This window comes from Achromobacter sp. FW305-C-13 (assembly GCF_058783475.1).
Map to the genome: position 1 here is coordinate 20187 of NZ_JBYSYN010000001.1, position 13974 is coordinate 34160.

16 protein-coding genes are annotated in these 13974 nt (G+C 65.0%); 5 read left to right on the top strand and 11 right to left on the bottom strand.

Translation table 11 applies throughout. The features are described from left to right. Positions 1–92: 92 nt before the first annotated feature. From AC3WMU_RS00130 to mutS, 3 genes are all read right to left on the bottom strand, one after another. Positions 93–320 carry an endopeptidase gene (locus AC3WMU_RS00130; protein ID WP_081534137.1) on the bottom strand — a complete coding sequence of 76 codons (228 nt, stop codon included), beginning with the start codon at positions 318–320 and terminating at the stop codon, positions 93–95. A gap of 217 nt (positions 321–537) precedes the next feature. Continuing rightward, positions 538–1731 carry a ribosomal protein uL16 3-hydroxylase gene (locus AC3WMU_RS00135; protein ID WP_006224025.1) on the bottom strand — a complete coding sequence of 398 codons (1194 nt, stop codon included), beginning with the start codon at positions 1729–1731 and terminating at the stop codon, positions 538–540. Then, entirely contained in the window at positions 1728–4382 is a 2655-nt protein-coding gene (gene mutS, locus AC3WMU_RS00140; RefSeq protein ID WP_341767836.1) for a DNA mismatch repair protein MutS, read from the bottom strand. The genes AC3WMU_RS00135 and mutS overlap by 4 nt, the downstream gene beginning before the upstream one ends. 170 nt (positions 4383–4552) lie before the next feature. Between mutS and AC3WMU_RS00145 the strand changes: the two genes are divergently transcribed. Together AC3WMU_RS00145 and AC3WMU_RS00150 are read left to right on the top strand one after the other, a co-directional pair. Further along, complete coding sequence (locus AC3WMU_RS00145; RefSeq protein WP_492281624.1) at positions 4553–5452, top strand: aldose 1-epimerase; 900 nt, start codon at positions 4553–4555, stop codon at positions 5450–5452. Between the two features lie 90 nt (positions 5453–5542). After that, positions 5543–5899 (top strand): hypothetical protein, encoded by a 357-nt coding sequence (locus AC3WMU_RS00150; RefSeq protein WP_488704434.1) that lies wholly within the window; start codon positions 5543–5545, stop codon positions 5897–5899. 8 nt (positions 5900–5907) lie between these two features. Here AC3WMU_RS00150 and AC3WMU_RS00155 read toward each other — a convergent pair whose 3' ends face one another. The 3 genes from AC3WMU_RS00155 to AC3WMU_RS00165 form a co-directional block, all read right to left on the bottom strand. Continuing rightward, the gene (locus AC3WMU_RS00155) at positions 5908–6147 is read right to left on the bottom strand and encodes a hypothetical protein (RefSeq protein ID WP_006225472.1); all 240 of its coding nucleotides are present in this window, start codon (positions 6145–6147) and stop codon (positions 5908–5910) included. Between the two features lie 174 nt (positions 6148–6321). After that, on the bottom strand, positions 6322–7335 hold the full coding sequence (locus AC3WMU_RS00160; RefSeq protein WP_492281625.1) for a zinc-binding alcohol dehydrogenase family protein: 1014 nt from the start codon (positions 7333–7335) through the stop codon (positions 6322–6324). Positions 7336–7366: 31 nt separating this feature from the next. After that, positions 7367–8161, bottom strand: a complete 795-nt coding sequence (locus AC3WMU_RS00165) for an SDR family NAD(P)-dependent oxidoreductase (protein ID WP_088589117.1) — start codon at positions 8159–8161, stop codon at positions 7367–7369. A gap of 112 nt (positions 8162–8273) precedes the next feature. On the opposite strand from AC3WMU_RS00165, the gene AC3WMU_RS00170 reads away from it, so the two are divergent. Beyond that, positions 8274–9176 (top strand): LysR family transcriptional regulator, encoded by a 903-nt coding sequence (locus tag AC3WMU_RS00170; RefSeq protein ID WP_006225475.1) that lies wholly within the window; start codon positions 8274–8276, stop codon positions 9174–9176. Between the two features lie 12 nt (positions 9177–9188). On the opposite strand, the gene AC3WMU_RS00175 is transcribed toward AC3WMU_RS00170, so the two are convergent. Continuing rightward, positions 9189–9710, bottom strand: coding sequence for a DUF6496 domain-containing protein (locus tag AC3WMU_RS00175; RefSeq protein WP_006225476.1), 522 nt, complete (start codon positions 9708–9710; stop codon positions 9189–9191). Between the two features lie 184 nt (positions 9711–9894). Here AC3WMU_RS00175 and AC3WMU_RS00180 point away from each other — a divergent pair, with 184 nt between their 5' ends. Continuing rightward, positions 9895–10110: a dodecin gene (locus AC3WMU_RS00180; protein WP_006225477.1), complete on the top strand. Its 216-nt coding sequence runs from the start codon at positions 9895–9897 to the stop codon at positions 10108–10110. A gap of 639 nt (positions 10111–10749) precedes the next feature. Here the strand turns inward: AC3WMU_RS00180 and AC3WMU_RS00185 are convergent. The 3 genes from AC3WMU_RS00185 to hpxZ all read right to left on the bottom strand — a co-directional run bounded on the left by AC3WMU_RS00185 (position 10750) and on the right by hpxZ (position 12469). Next, positions 10750–11217 carry a hypothetical protein gene (locus AC3WMU_RS00185; RefSeq protein WP_315136211.1) on the bottom strand — a complete coding sequence of 156 codons (468 nt, stop codon included), beginning with the start codon at positions 11215–11217 and terminating at the stop codon, positions 10750–10752. 196 nt (positions 11218–11413) lie between these two features. After that, positions 11414–11968 (bottom strand): NADPH-dependent FMN reductase, encoded by a 555-nt coding sequence (locus tag AC3WMU_RS00190; RefSeq protein ID WP_088589114.1) that lies wholly within the window; start codon positions 11966–11968, stop codon positions 11414–11416. 126 nt (positions 11969–12094) lie between these two features. Continuing rightward, complete coding sequence (hpxZ, locus tag AC3WMU_RS00195; RefSeq protein WP_006225480.1) at positions 12095–12469, bottom strand: oxalurate catabolism protein HpxZ; 375 nt, start codon at positions 12467–12469, stop codon at positions 12095–12097. Between the two features lie 209 nt (positions 12470–12678). Here hpxZ and AC3WMU_RS00200 point away from each other — a divergent pair, with 209 nt between their 5' ends. Beyond that, on the top strand, positions 12679–13221 hold the full coding sequence (locus tag AC3WMU_RS00200) for an antibiotic biosynthesis monooxygenase (protein ID WP_006225481.1): 543 nt from the start codon (positions 12679–12681) through the stop codon (positions 13219–13221). A gap of 19 nt (positions 13222–13240) precedes the next feature. On the opposite strand, the gene AC3WMU_RS00205 is transcribed toward AC3WMU_RS00200, so the two are convergent. Then, entirely contained in the window at positions 13241–13948 is a 708-nt protein-coding gene (locus AC3WMU_RS00205) for a GntR family transcriptional regulator (RefSeq protein WP_492281626.1), read from the bottom strand. Positions 13949–13974: the final 26 nt, after the last annotated feature.

Genomic DNA, 13974 nt, shown 5'->3' on the forward strand with positions numbered 1-13974 from the left:
GTAGCAGGGAATAGGCAGGCGTAAAAAAGCCCCGGCAGTGTCGCTGCCGGGGCTTTTTCACGTCTTCAGAGCGGGGGTTCGTCTCTGTTTTATTAAGACGCCGGAGTGGTCGAGCCGCCCGGGGTATTCGAACCGCCGCCAGGCGTGGTGCTGGGTGCGGGCGCCGGAGCCGGCGACGTGGCCGGAGGCGTGGACGACGGAGCAGGCGTGCTTGCGCCCGGAGTGGGGTTGGTCGCGGGCGCCGGGGCATCTTCCTTCTTGTTGCAAGCGCTGAGCGACACTGCCAGCACCGAGGCAATAATCAAGGTTTTGCTCATCATTTTTGGACTCCTGTAGATGACGACTCTTGAAACCCCCTTAGGGGAAACCAGAATTCAGGCTACAGGAAGCTGAAGGCCGATCGCGTGTGAAAGTTAAAAAGGTCGCATCCCAACGGCAACAAACCTTTCAGCTAGGTGTTATGTCTTTCCTTATGTGACTGCCAGCACAGACCTGATTGCGTTCTGTGCAAGTCAGATACGCGGACGTGTCCGGATACTACGCCGGGACGTAGCGGATCCACCCCGAATCCAACCAGTCCGCCAGGCATGAACGGGCGTCGTCGGAAAGCTTCGCGCAGGCCGGGTCGGCGCAATCCAGGCTGCGGGCATCGGCCAGCGTGCGCAGTGCGGCGTCGACGGGTGTCATCGCGGTTTCGCCGTTGATGAACAGCTGCTTGCCGCGATACAGCATGCGGCTGCGGCGATCCAGCACCAGGCGGCCGGAGGCGGGCCAGTCTTCTTCCAGGTCCACGTCCATGCCCTCGGGGGCGTCGAACACGCTGAGATTGTGCGGTTCGGTCAGCCAGCAGCCCAAAAAGCGCGAGGCCAACGCATCGTCGAAGCGCAGCTTTTCAACGGTCGCGAGCGTGGCGGTCACCAGATCATCAGGCAGTGCAGCCGGCGTGTCGACGGCCGGCTGGCCCGGGTCGCGATAGACGGCGGACAGCTTGGGACCGGGCAGGGCCGGTTCACCGTAGGGACCACCCAACAGGCCGACGCGGGCCATCACCTGGTCGGCGGCGGCTTCCAGCAAACCACGCGCAAGCGTGGCCTGCGTGGGGGCGCGGAATCCGATCGAGATGGTCATGCAGCCATCGCCCATGGCGATGCCGTCGTGGGCCGCCTGCGGCGGCAGATAGAGCATGTCGCCGGGGACCAGCACCGCCTTTTCTTCCGGCTGGAAGTTGCTGAGGATCTTCAGCGGCAGGCCGGGTTCCAGGGACAGGTCTTTCTGGCGGCCGTAGCGCCATTCGCGTTCGCCGGCGGCTTGCAGCAAGAACACGTCGTAGCTATCGAAGTGGGGGCCCACGCCGCCGCCATGGCTGGCGATGCTGATCATCACGTCGTCCAGGCGGGCGTCGGGAATGAAGCGGAACAGCCCCATCAGTTCAGATGCCGCGTCGCTCAGCAGGTCCACGCTTTGAATCAGCAGCGTCCAATCGCCTTCGTTGTCTTTGGGCAGCCGTGCGAACGGGCCGTTTTCCATCTGCCATTCGCCGTTCTCGCGCCAGATCAGGCGCGATTCGACGTCGTCGCGGCGGGCGAGCTTCTTGATGGCCGCGATCGTCAGCGGCGGCTTGAAGCCGGGGATGGCCTGGCGGATCAGCAGCGGCTTGCGCTGCCAGTAGCGGCGCATGAAGTCGTTGGGGCTTTGGTTGCCCAGCAGCGGCAGGCGTTGGTCGAGGTTCATTGAAGGTGCTTCTTAAGACGGTAGAGGGCATCCAGCGCTTCGCGCGGGGTAAGACTGTCGGGGTCGATGGCGGCCAGCGATTCGCGCAAGGCGTCCAGCGCCTCGATTGCGTCCGAGCGCTCGGTTTCGGCGTAGGCTTGCGCGTCGGCATCCGCCGCAGCCGAGAACAGACCCAATTGCGGCGTGGGCGCACCCTGTGCTTCAAGGCGTTCGAGTTCGCGCGTGGCCTGGCGGATCACGGCTGCCGGCACGCCGGCGCGCTGGGCCACCTGGATCCCGTAGCTGCGGCTGGCGGGGCCTTCGCGCACTTCATGCAGGAAGACGATGCCGCTGGCCGATTCCGCCGCGGCCAGATGCACGTTGGCGGACGCGGGCTGTTCGGCCGGCAGGCGGGTCAGTTCGAAGTAGTGGGTGGCGAACAGCGTCAGCGCGCGGTTGTGCGCCAACAAACGGCAGGCGATGGCCCACGCCAACGCTAGGCCGTCGTAGGTGGATGTGCCACGGCCGATTTCGTCCATCAGCACCAGGCTGTTAGGCGTGCTGGCCGACAGGATGGCGGCCGCCTCGGTCATTTCCATCATGAAGGTCGAGCGTCCACCCGCCAGATCGTCGGCGGCGCCGATGCGGGTGAAGATGCGGTCGATCTTGCCGATGCGGGCGCGCGTGGCGGGCACGAAACTGCCGATGCGCGCCAGCAGCACGATCAGCGCCACCTGCCGCATGTAGGTCGATTTACCGCCCATGTTCGGGCCGGTGATCAACAGCATGCGGCGCGCCGGGTCCAGGCGGCAGCCGTTGGGCGTGAAGCGCTCAATGGCGTGTTCCACCACTGGGTGGCGGCCGGCTTCGATATCGATATCGGCCTGCTCGGACAGGTCGGGCGCCATCCAGTCGTGGCGGCGCGCGTGGTCAGCCAAGGCGGCCAGCGTGTCCAGTTCGGCCAGCGCGGCCGCGCAGTCCGACAACGGCCGCACGTGTTCGGCCAGCACGTCCAGCAGTTGCTCGAACAGCCACTTTTCGCGGGCCAGCGAGCGGTCCTGCGCGGACAGCACCTTGTCTTCCCACGTCTTGAGTTCAGGCGTGATGTAGCGCTCGGCATTCTTCAGCGTCTGGCGGCGGCGGTAATCTTCCGGCACCTTGGCCGTCTGGCCCTTGGAGACTTCGATGTAGAAGCCATGCACGCGGTTGAATTCCACGCGCAGGTTGTTGATGCCCGTGCGCTCGCGCTCGCGGGCTTCCAGCTGAATCAGGAAGTCGCCGCCGTCGGCCGCCAAGCCGCGCAGTTCGTCCAGTTCCGCATCGAACCCGGTGGCCAGCACGCCGCCGTCGCGGATAGCCACGGCGGGCTCCGGCGCAATGGCGCGCACAAGCAGCGCGGCCAGCGCCGGGTCAACAGACAGGTGCGAAATCAACTCACCCAGGCGCGGGGAGTCGGCCATGGGTTCGACCAAGTCGCGCAAGGCGGGCAGGGATTCCAGCGCATCGCGCAGGCTGGCCAGCTCACGCGGGCGCACCGAGCGCAGCGCCAGGCGTGCGGCGATGCGTTCGATGTCGGGGAAGGCATTCAGCGCCGCGCGCAGCGCTTCCAGCAGGCCTGCCGAACCGAACGTCTGTTCGACGTCCATGCGGCCGGCCAGCAGCGCGGAGATGGCTTGCTGGCGCGCCAGTGCCTGCTCGTTTTCGCGCAGCGGATGGTGCAGCCACCGGCGCAGCAGCCGGCTGCCCATGGGCGTGCGGCAGCCATCCAGCAGCGAGAACAGCGTAGGCGAATCTTCGCCCGACAGCGTTTGCGTCAGTTCCAGGTTGCGGCGGGTCACCGGGTCCAGCAACACGTACTGGCCAGGGCGCTCGGCCGACAGGCTTTGCACGTGGGCCAGCGCCTGCGACTGGGTGCGCGCCGCATAGCGCAGCAGCGCGCCGGCCGCGCAGACGCCAGCGGGCATGTCTTCGATGTCGAAGCCGGCCAGCGTATCCGTCTTGAAATGCGCCAGCAGGTGTGCGCGCGCGCCGTCGCTTTCAAAGTGCCAGTCTGGCACGCGGGCGCGGGCGCCTTCGAACGGGAAATCGAAGTCGGCGCTGTCGGCGCAGATAATTTCCGCGGGGGCGATGCGGTGCAATTCGGATTCCAACTGCGCCGGCGCGCATTCGGTCACGCGGAACTCACCGCTGGCCAGGTTCAGCCAGGCCAAGCCGGCGCGCGGGGCGCGAGCGTTGCCGGTGACGAACACGGCGGCCAGCGCGCGGTCGGCCTTGGCAGGCAGCAGGGCGTCGTCGGTCAGGGTGCCCGGCGTGACGATGCGCACGATGCGGCGTTCAACCGGCCCCTTGGACGCGGCCGGATCGCCGATCTGTTCGCAGATGGCAATGGATTCGCCCATCGCGACCAGGCGGGCCAGGTATTGCTCCATGGCGTGCACGGGCAGCCCGGCCATCGGGATGGGAATACCGTTGGACGAGCCGCGCTTGGTCAGCGTCAGGTTGAGCAGACGCGCGCCGCGCTCCGCGTCTTCATAGAACATTTCATAGAAGTCGCCCATACGGTAGAAGAGCAGCAAGGGACCAGCCTCCGCTTTCAGGCGGAGGTATTGCTGCATCATTGGGGTGTGGCCCGCGTGGGCGTCGGCGGCGGTGTTTTGTGTTGCTGAATTCATGCCCGTGATTGTATCGGGCCGGAGCGGGGGGCAGGGAGAAGGGTTGGGACTTGTTTGTCCGGGCGCATCGGACGTTGCGGCGGCGCCGTCCCGCTAGCCCAACTTGCCCCCGCAGGATGCCGGCGTCACAATCTTGCGACGTGGCACTGTGACTGCCGCGGGAGCCGCTGATGCAGGAATACCCTTTTGCCGACCCTTTGGATGCGACCGAGCGCGTCGTCATTTCAGGCGGTGGGCATCAAGCCGAATTCGCGCCTGGTGGCGGAGGGCGCCTGACCCGCTTGTCGACCGGTGCGTTGGATTGGATCGTGCCGCTGACGCCGACCCAATGGCCGGCGGGCAAATGGCCGCGGGCGGGGTCCTACCCGTTGGCGCCGTATTCCAACCGCATCCGCGATGGCGTGTTCACTTTCAATGGCGCGCGGCATGCGCTGCAATCTGTGGCAGGCCGCCCCAACGCGATACATGGCGCCGGCCTGTTCCAGGCGTGGCAGGTGCGCAACCTTGCGGCAGACCGTGTTGATCTAGTGCTGAGCCAGCCGGCCGGCGTGCTGGGATGGCCCTGGCCGTTCGAATGCGTGCAGCGCTACCGGCTGGACGCGCGCGGGTTGAGCTTGTCCTTGAGCATCACCAACCAGGGCGATACGCCCATGCCTTTCGGACTGGGCATCCATCCGTACTTCACCGCCGAGCGGGTCACCCTGAATGCACGGCGAGTGTGGCCGGCCGATGAGGACGGCATACCGACGGGCAGCCGGGTCAAGCATGTGCGCGAGTTGCGCCAGTCGGCCCAAGGGTGCGATACCTATCTGTCGCAATGGGAAGGGCGCGCCACCCTGCACTGGGCGGACGGGCGTGAATTGGCGCTACACGCGGATCCCGCGTTTGCGCATCTTGTGGTCTATACCGCGCCGGGCTCGGACTTTCTGTGCGTGGAGCCGGTCACCAATGTCGCGGATGCCTTCAACCGGGCGGCCGACGGCGATACACGCACGGGCATGCGGACGCTGGAATCGGGAGCCCGGTTCAGCGCCACCTGTTTGCTGGGCCTGACCCTGCCGCGCGGCTAGCGCTGAACCCTGCTGCCTCAGAACGCAGTGCTTGGAAAGCGCCGGTACCTCCGGCGATAATCCGGGCAAATCCAACCCAGGAGTCCCTACGTGAAAAAGCTCAGCACCGAACAATTGCAGGCCGCAGCCGAGACGTTGCGCCGGGTGCAGGAGAAGCTGGCCCGCTCGGGCAGCCTGCCGCTTGAGCCCACCATCTATGCCAGCGCCAAGGGTTTCCGGCGCAATGTGCCCGACTACGTCTGGACCTGGTTGTCGGGCCTGCTGGCGCCGCACAAGAGCCTGGCGTCGTGGATGGACACGCATCAGGCCGGCTGGCGCGACGGCAAGACGCCTGCCGCAGTGGTGTACGCGCGCACGGAAAAGGGCTGGTTCGATTGGCTGATCACGGAACTCGACACCGAGATCAATGACCCGCACGCCCGCGCCAAGCGGGAAGGGCGCGGCTAGCCTAACCTTCAGCCTTGAGCACGCCCGGCGCGTATCCGCGCGAACAAGTGAAAGGCCGTTTCCAAGACCGCTGCGGCCAGCAGGGCCGCCAGAATGGAGCCGAAGACCAGCGAGTCCCACAGGCGGGGCGGGCCGACGCGGAACTGGATCGTGTCGAACACCATGCCGGCAGCGACGCCGGCCACGATGACGGCTTTCCAGCCCTGCAACGGAGCCAGCCGAAGCATCAACAGGGTAAACGCGACCATTCCCCACAGGAGCGGCTCTCGCGTTTGATCGATTAAATGGGCAAGCAGGGGAAGCTCCCGGTAATTTACGTGCGGAACAGTCCGCCCGCGTTTTTACCGCTTTCCGGCCTGAATGGCGAGGGGCCCCGCCCGGAAACGGGCGAAGCCCCTGGGATGCCCCGGCAAACGCCCGGTTCAGAACCCTTCCAGCACGACCTTGCCCTGTGCCTTGCCGCTTTCGATGAACGCGTGGGCGCGGCGCAGGTTGGCGGCGTTGATCGTGCCGTAGTGCTCGCCCAGCGTCGTGCGCAGGGTGCCGTTGTCGATCAGGCGGGCCGCCTGGTTCAGCAGTTCGTGCTGGGCGATCATGTCGGGCGTGTTGTGCAGGGGGCGCGCGAACATGAATTCCCAATGCAGCGACGCGGATTTGCCTTTCAGCAAGCGGACGTCGATGGCGGCCGGGTCGTCGATCAGCGCGATCTTGCCCTGCGGGGCGATTGCCGCCGCCATCTGCGGAAAGTGCTTGTCGGTCTGGTTCAGGCCGGCGATATAGCTGACCTGATCGAAACCGATGCGCTTGAGCTCTTCGGTCAGGGGCTTGCTGTGGTCGATGACATGGTGAGCGCCCAGCTCGCGCACCCACGCTTGCGTTTCGGGACGCGAGGCCGTGCCGATCACCGTCAGGCCGGTCAACTGGCGCGCCAACTGCACCAGGATCGACCCCACGCCGCCGGCCGCGCCGATGACAAGCAGGGTGCGCTGGCTGGGCGCGGCGTTGTCCAGCACGCGCAGGCGGTCGAACAGCAGCTCCCAGGCGGTGATCGTCGTCAACGGCAGGGCTGCGGCCTGGGCGAAGTCCAGGGTGTCGGGCATGGGGCCGACGATGCGCTCGTCGACCACATGGCGTTCGCTATTGGCGCCCGGCCGGTTCAGTGCGCCGGCATACCAGACACGGTCGCCGGGCTTGAACAGGCTGGTCTTGGCGCCCACGGCGCGCACGATGCCGGCGGCGTCCCAACCGATGACCTCGGCTTGGCCGTCCTTGGGCGCGCGGTTGGCGCGGATTTTCACGTCTACCGGGTTGACGGAAATGGCGTGCACGTCGACCAGCAGGTCATGGTCGCCGGGCACGGGTTCGTCAAGCGTGATGTCTTGAAGGGCGTCGGCGTGGTCGGCGGGCAGGTTCTTGAAATAGGCGATGGCTTTCATGGGGCGGCTCGGTGTGGGGTAAGGGCGGAAATCACAGGATGGAGCGGACCACGCCGCCGTCGACGCGCAGGGCGGCGCCGTTGGTGGCCGAGGCTTGCGTAGAGCAGGTGTAGACGACCATGTTGGCTACCTCTTCCACCGTGGCCAGGCGGCGCAGCAGCGACGTCGGGCGGTGCTGGGCGATGAAGTCGCGTTCCATGTCGTCCTGCGACACGCCTTGTTCCTTGGCCATTTCCGCGAAGAAGTCGGCCACCCCTTCCGAGCGCGTCGGGCCGGGCAGCACCGCGTTGACCGTGACGCCGGTGCCGGCGGTCAGTTCGGCCAACCCGCGCGACACGCCTAGCAGGGCTGTCTTGCTGACGCCGTAGTGGATCATTTCAGCGGGGATCTGCACGCCGGATTCGCTCGAGATGAAGATGATTCGGCCCCAGTTCGCGGCCATCATGCGCGGCAGGTAGTAGCGCGACAGGCGGATGCCGCTCATGACGTTGGTGTCCATCATCGTCTGCCAGTCGTCGTCGGTGATTTCGGTGAAGGACTTGGGCGCGAAGAAGCCGGCGTTGTTGACCAGGATGTCCACATCGGGATGGGCGGCGCAAACCGAGGCCGCCCCATCGGCCGTGGCCAGGTCTGCCTGCACGGTGCTCACGTGGGCAGTGGGGAATTTCCGGGTGATGGCTTGGGCAGCGAGGGCCAGCTTGTCGGCATTGCGGCCGTGCAGGACGACTTCGGCGCCGGCTTCGGCCAATCCAAGGGCGATGGCCAGCCCGATGCCGCCAGAAGATCCGGTGACCAGGGCTTTCTTGCCGTTCAGTTCAATTTTCATACGGTGACTCCAAAGATGTCGGGGAACAGGGCCATGATTACCCAGTCCGCCGCGATGAAAAACCGGCTAGCATCCGACTCAGTTTCAATACTTTTTTGAAAATGAGGCGATCATGGTCCGGTTCGAGGACTTGAAGATCTTCGTGGCGGCAGCTGACCACGGCAGCTTTTCCGCCGCTGCGCGCGAACTGGACTTGACGCCCGCCGTGGCCAGCGCCGCGCTCAAACGGCTGGAATTGACGCTTGAGACTCGCCTGTTCGTGCGCTCGACGCGCAGCCTGCGGCTGACGAGCGATGGGGAACGCTACCTGGAGTACGCCCGGTCGGCGATCTCCACGCTGGAAGCCGGCAAGAACGCGATGGCTCGCGACAAGACCGCGATTTCGGGCACGCTGTCGGTTTCCATCCCCTCGGACCTGGGGCGCAATGTGCTGTTGCCCTGGCTGGACGATTTTCAGCACCAGCATCCGCGCGTCAGCTTCCAGGTGCGCATCAGCGACCGGCTGGCGGATCTGTATCGCCAGCCGGTCGACATCGCCATCCGCTATGGCACGCCGAACGATTCGGCGCTGGTGGCGCTGCCGCTGGCCGAGCACAACCGTCGCGTCGTGTGCGCATCGCCCGCCTATCTGGCGCGCCATGGCGTGCCGCAGGCGCCCGCCGATTTGCGCCGCCACAATTGCCTGTCGTTCGTGCTGGGCGAAACCTTGCATGACCGTTGGACCTTTGAACGCGAAGGCACCAGCACGACGGTGCCGGTCAAGGGCGACCGCGTGGGCGACGACGGCGACCTGGTGCGGCGTTGGGCACTGGCCGGGCACGGCGTGGCCTATAAGTCACGCTACGACGTGCTGTCCGATCTGCGCGCGGGCAGGCTGGTTGAACTGCTGCCGGACTACGTCACCGAGCCATCACCCTTGTACCTGCTGTGCGTGCATCGCATGCTGCTGTCGCCCGCCGTCAAACGCATGCGCGAATTCCTGCAGGAGCGCTTCAGGCTCTTCGACGCAGGCTAGGTGCAGCCTCGTTCAATGCGCGGCGCGATGGTGCGCGCCGCCCGCCTGCTTGTTCGCTGCGCGCGTGCGGGCCGCTTTCTTCGCCGCGGCGGACCGTCCCGCCGCACCCTTGGTGGCGGCCGCTTTCTTGGCGGCTGCCGAGCGGTCCGCCGCCGTGCGCCGGCTGGCGGTCTTGGTAGCTTGGCGGGACAGCGCGGCGCGCGACGCGGGCTTGGTACTTTCTTTTTTCAACGCGGCGGTGGTGGCGCGGGCGCGCGTGGCGGACTTGGCGTGCCCCTCTTTGGCCGCGCGGGTGTCCTGTTCAGCCTTGCGCTTGGTCGCCGCGCTGGCGCCCTTCGAAGCCGGCAACTTCACGCCAGCGCGGCGCGCCTCGGACAGTCCGATCGCGATGGCCTGCTTGGTGGACCGCACGCCGTGCTTGCCCTCACGGACGTGGTCGATTTCTTCGCGCACGAATTCTCCGGCCTGCGTCGATGCCGACTTGCCTTGGCGTTTGTCGCGCTTGGCGCGTTCCAGGGTTTTTCGTTCAGGCATGGTGGTCTCCTTGCTGGGTTGCGGGAGCGGATTCCGTCGCCTGTCGAGACCGGGCGACGGAACTCGTAACACCACTCTATCGCTGCGGAGGTATCCTGTGTGTTCGAATGGATTGCCGGTCGTAAGCGCCGGAAAGGCGCTTGGGCCGACGATTGAAGACTCACATCGTTAGCGGAGACGAGCTATGTCGAACCATGTCTACAAGCAAATCGAACTGGTGGGCTCTTCCACCAAGTCCACCGATGATGCAATCGCCAAAGCCATCGAGCGCGCCTCGGAAACCCTGCGCAATCTGGATTGGTTCGAAGTGACCGAAGTGCGAGGCCACATCAAGGACGGCAAGGTGGCGCATTGGCAGGTCGGGTTGAAGATTGGCATGCGGCTGGAAGGCAATGAGTGATGTCCGTGCTGCGTCTTTTTTGAGCAGCCCTTCCAAGTGATTGTCGGATAAGGACTTTTCAGGCTTGTTATCCGACTGTTCAGAGGCTTGTCCACATTCGATGGGGACAAGCCTGTCTGCTTATCCCCATCGCTTGGCAAGGGTCGAGGCCGTGCCGCTTTACGCATCTGGCTGAGCGTTTCTTGACCGCTCGCTCCAAGTCCTTGCTGCATAAGGGGATTTGGCGACTACCCGCACACTGTCCTCAGGCTTATCCACATTTGGCGGGGACAACCCGGGCTGCAAATCCCGCCTCTGGGCCTTTATTGACCACCCCTTGCAGGGCATTGATATCGCAAGGGATTTCGGACCTGCCCTCAAGCTGTCCTCATGCTTTTCCACAGAATGCTGGGACAAATCCACATGCGGTCTTCATGCCAGTAAAGGCCTGGACAGGCATCCAGCCTTTTCGTGGATAAAATCGCGAAAACTCATCCAAAAGGATGATTGGGCATTGTTTGATCACCCCCTGCAAGTGCTTGGCAGGACAGGGGATTTCCGGTCTACCCCAAAGCTGTCCTCAACGTTCTCCACAGTTGGCGGGGATAAGTATCGAGCCGGCGTCATGCCGCAGGGCGGCGACGCCGGCGACGCGATAGCTCACGCCGCTTCTTTTGGTCGGCCTTTGCGATGTTGTTGGCGACGAATAGGCCGAAGCCGACCACGGCGGCGAAGTAGCCAAACATGACGACGGTTCCGAATTCCATTCAACCCTCCTTGCCGCCAGACGCCGCGGCGTCGGGGGTAGCAATAGCTAGCCAGCGCCAGCGTCAGCAACAGCACCACTATCAGTGCGACCAATTTCAAATACCACGCCCATGCCGCTTGATCCGCGGGAGTCTCGAATGCGATAGAGGCGGCCCCCACGCTGCTTGCGATCGCAGTGCCTGCAAAGAACTGCGCAAACGCATCCCGTTGCTTGCCCTTTGGTTTGGTTAGCGCCTGCAGAAGCGGAGCCCACAGATCGCGCGCCAGTATCCGCGCTTGCCGCCGGGCAGGCGGGTGATGCCACAAGGCCAGCAGCCACATCATTGCCAATGGGCTGAGAATCAAGAGCGGGATGAACATCACTTCTCCAGCGAAACGCAGGGCAAGTCACGGGACATCAGCATGATAGTCAGCCGGTGTCTGGAGTACCTGAGGAAGAGTGACGAATCCGTCCTATAAAAAAAGCCCCCCGACGCATCGGGGGGCTTGATCGCCCGGAGGTAGATCGGGCGATCGGCGCCGGCCGGGCCGTGGCCCTGGCCGGCAGCGGCGGCGATCAGCTGTTCAGCTTCTTGACCCAATCCACATAGCGGTCAATCCAGCCTTGCAGGAATTTGCGCGTGCCTTCGTTGGTGATGGTGAACTGGTCGTCGACCAGGCCTTCCGAATATTGCAGGAAGACTTCGGGCGTGGTCAGCGCATTGGCGCCTTCGGCGGCCAGGATGTTGCGCAGGTGCTGCTGCATCATTGCGGTGCCCGCGGCGCTGGGCGATGCGCCCACGATGCCGACGGCCTTGCCGGGCCACGAATTCTGGCCCCACGGGCGCGAACCCCAGTCAATCGCGTTCTTGATGGCGGCGGGCAGCGAACGGTTGTGCTCGGGCGAGACAAACAAGATGCCTTGCGCGTCGGCGATCTGCTGCTTGAGCTTGGCGGCCGGCGCGGGCAGATTGTTCTCGTTGTCCTGGTTGTAGAGCGGGATGTCGCCCAGGCTCACATACTCGAACTTGAAATCGGCAGGAACCAGCTTTTCAAGCGCACGGGCCAGCCGCAGATTGATGGAGGCGGCGCGCAGGCTTCCGACGAAAACAGCAATCTTGTAGGTGCTCATGAGGCGTGTGCTCCAACGGGAAATGGAATGCTCAGTGTAGACCTGGACAGCAGCCTGCTCAATGCCGATTCCGAATATCGTTATCGCACGCAGGCCAGTCGAGTGTGGCGGCGCGCCGTGGCAACTTTATGTCATCAGGCTAACGTGCGCGGACACTACGCGCCAGCCCGCGGGCGTGCGCATCCAGGTCTGGCTTTGGCGACCGATGCGCTCGCTGCCGTCGCGTTGGAATTCCAGGTTGGCGGTGGCGAAGTCGGTGCCGTAGGTGGTGATGGCCGTGCGCAGCACGCGGCGGGCAAGGCCCTGCGGCGAGCGCCCGGCGCGGAATGCGCGGATCGCGTCGTAGCCGTACAGGTTTTCGCCTGCGCCGTAGCGCAAGGTGTGCGGGCTATCCCAGAACAGGGTGTCCAGCACGTCCACCTGGTTGTTGACCAGGGCGGTCTCGTAGCGCTCGAACGCCGCTGTCACTTCCGCCACGACGTCGGGCAGGTTGATTTCCATGCGTCTTCTCCATATGCACCGTTCTGGTGCGAGTTCTAGGGTAATCACCAATATGGTGTCTGGTGCGGTGCGTCAATTGTCCGCGGTGGCGTTCGCAACGCCATTCGCCCAGGGGGATTGTTGCGCCGCAAGGCTGGCATGCCGCTTGCTAGGGTTAACACTGCATTCGCATGACATAACACGCTGCACCGCTGCCCAGGAGTTCCGCCATGTCCAGTTCCGCCCTTTCCGCCCCGGTGACCATGCTGGTTACCCGGCACATCGCGCCCGAGCGCTATAGCGATTTTCTGTCCTGGATGCGCCAGGGCGAAATCCTCGCGGCGGGGTTCCCGGGCTTTCTCGGGTCGGGCGTGCTGCAACCGCCCGAAGGCGGCGACCAGTATCAGATCGTGCTGCGCTTTACCGATGCGGCCAGCCTGAACCGCTGGGAAAAATCCTTGCCGCGCCGGATGTGGCTGGAACGCGGGGCAACGCTGGTGCGGGCCAGCCACGAACACCGGGTCAGCGGCACCGAGGGCTGGTTTGCGCCCAAGGCCGCCAGCGCGCCGCCGCGCTGGAAGCAGGCCGTCAGCATCTGGCTGGCCTACTTTCCGGTCCTGCTGGTGTTCTCGATACTGGTCAGCGAGCACTTGAGCATCCTGCCGATATTCTGGCGCGTGTTGATCACCAGCGTGATCCTGACGCCCATCATGGTGTTTGTCTGCATCCCCGTCATCACGCGCGTGCTGCAGCGCTGGCTGCGGGCGGGTTGAAGACCATCCTGGACCGCGCCTAGGCCGCCTTGGCGCGGCGCGTGGAATACAGACGGTGCAGCGTGATCTTGCGCACGGCCGTCTGGCTATCCTGAATATGGGATTGCAGCAGCCGGGCGGCGTCGGGCGCATCGCGCGCCAGCAGCGCGCGCAAGATTGCGCCATGTTCCTCGTAGGTCTTGCCGACGCGGTCGGGCAAGGTGAAATCCAGCCGCCGCACGATGCGGATGCGTTCGGTGGCGGCGCGGTGCACGCGCGATATCTCGGGATTGCCGGCCGCGGCCACCAGGTCGATGTGAAAGCGTTCATCCAGGTCGGCCAGCCACTCGCCGTCGGTGGAACGTTCGCTGTCGTCCACCAGCCAGATGTCGGCCAGCGCATGCAACGCACGCAGGGGGGCCGGCACCTGGCCTGGGGTGCACAGCGCGTGCACGGCCGCGATTTCCAGCACGCTGCGCAACTCATAGAAGTGGTCCAGCGTATTGAAGTCCAGCGGCTTGACCAGCCAGCCATTGCGCTGCCGCACCTCAAGATAGCCTTCGCGTTCCAGCCGGAACAGCGCTTCGCGCACGGGCGTGCGGCTGACTTGCAAGCGGTCCGCGATCTCGGTTTCCGTGAAGCGGTCGCCCGGGGCAAGCCGGAAGTCCAGGATGTCCCGTTTCAGCGACCCGTAGGCCGTGTCGGCCAGCGTGCGCGGCATGTCGATGGCGGTGAAAGCGGTTTCCATAGCGTTGCCTTGAAAGGGAATCGGGA

Coding starts and splice junctions, on each gene's coding strand:
- AC3WMU_RS00160 (WP_492281625.1), bottom strand. CDS start 7,335: ATGAAAGCCATCGCCTATTTCAAGAACCTGCCCGCCGACCACGCCGAC.
- AC3WMU_RS00155 (WP_006225472.1), bottom strand. CDS start 6,147: ATGGTCGCGTTTACCCTGTTGATGCTTCGGCTGGCTCCGTTGCAGGGC.
- hpxZ (WP_006225480.1), bottom strand. CDS start 12,469: ATGGAAATCAACCTGCCCGACGTCGTGGCGGAAGTGACAGCGGCGTTC.
- AC3WMU_RS00170 (WP_006225475.1), top strand. CDS start 8,274: ATGGTCCGGTTCGAGGACTTGAAGATCTTCGTGGCGGCAGCTGACCAC.
- AC3WMU_RS00175 (WP_006225476.1), bottom strand. CDS start 9,710: ATGCCTGAACGAAAAACCCTGGAACGCGCCAAGCGCGACAAACGCCAA.
- AC3WMU_RS00135 (WP_006224025.1), bottom strand. CDS start 1,731: ATGAACCTCGACCAACGCCTGCCGCTGCTGGGCAACCAAAGCCCCAAC.
- AC3WMU_RS00185 (WP_315136211.1), bottom strand. CDS start 11,217: ATGTTCATCCCGCTCTTGATTCTCAGCCCATTGGCAATGATGTGGCTG.
- AC3WMU_RS00130 (WP_081534137.1), bottom strand. CDS start 320: ATGATGAGCAAAACCTTGATTATTGCCTCGGTGCTGGCAGTGTCGCTC.
- mutS (WP_341767836.1), bottom strand. CDS start 4,382: ATGAATTCAGCAACACAAAACACCGCCGCCGACGCCCACGCGGGCCAC.
- AC3WMU_RS00200 (WP_006225481.1), top strand. CDS start 12,679: ATGTCCAGTTCCGCCCTTTCCGCCCCGGTGACCATGCTGGTTACCCGG.
- AC3WMU_RS00205 (WP_492281626.1), bottom strand. CDS start 13,948: ATGGAAACCGCTTTCACCGCCATCGACATGCCGCGCACGCTGGCCGAC.
- AC3WMU_RS00145 (WP_492281624.1), top strand. CDS start 4,553: ATGCAGGAATACCCTTTTGCCGACCCTTTGGATGCGACCGAGCGCGTC.
- AC3WMU_RS00190 (WP_088589114.1), bottom strand. CDS start 11,968: ATGAGCACCTACAAGATTGCTGTTTTCGTCGGAAGCCTGCGCGCCGCC.
- AC3WMU_RS00180 (WP_006225477.1), top strand. CDS start 9,895: ATGTCGAACCATGTCTACAAGCAAATCGAACTGGTGGGCTCTTCCACC.
- AC3WMU_RS00165 (WP_088589117.1), bottom strand. CDS start 8,161: ATGAAAATTGAACTGAACGGCAAGAAAGCCCTGGTCACCGGATCTTCT.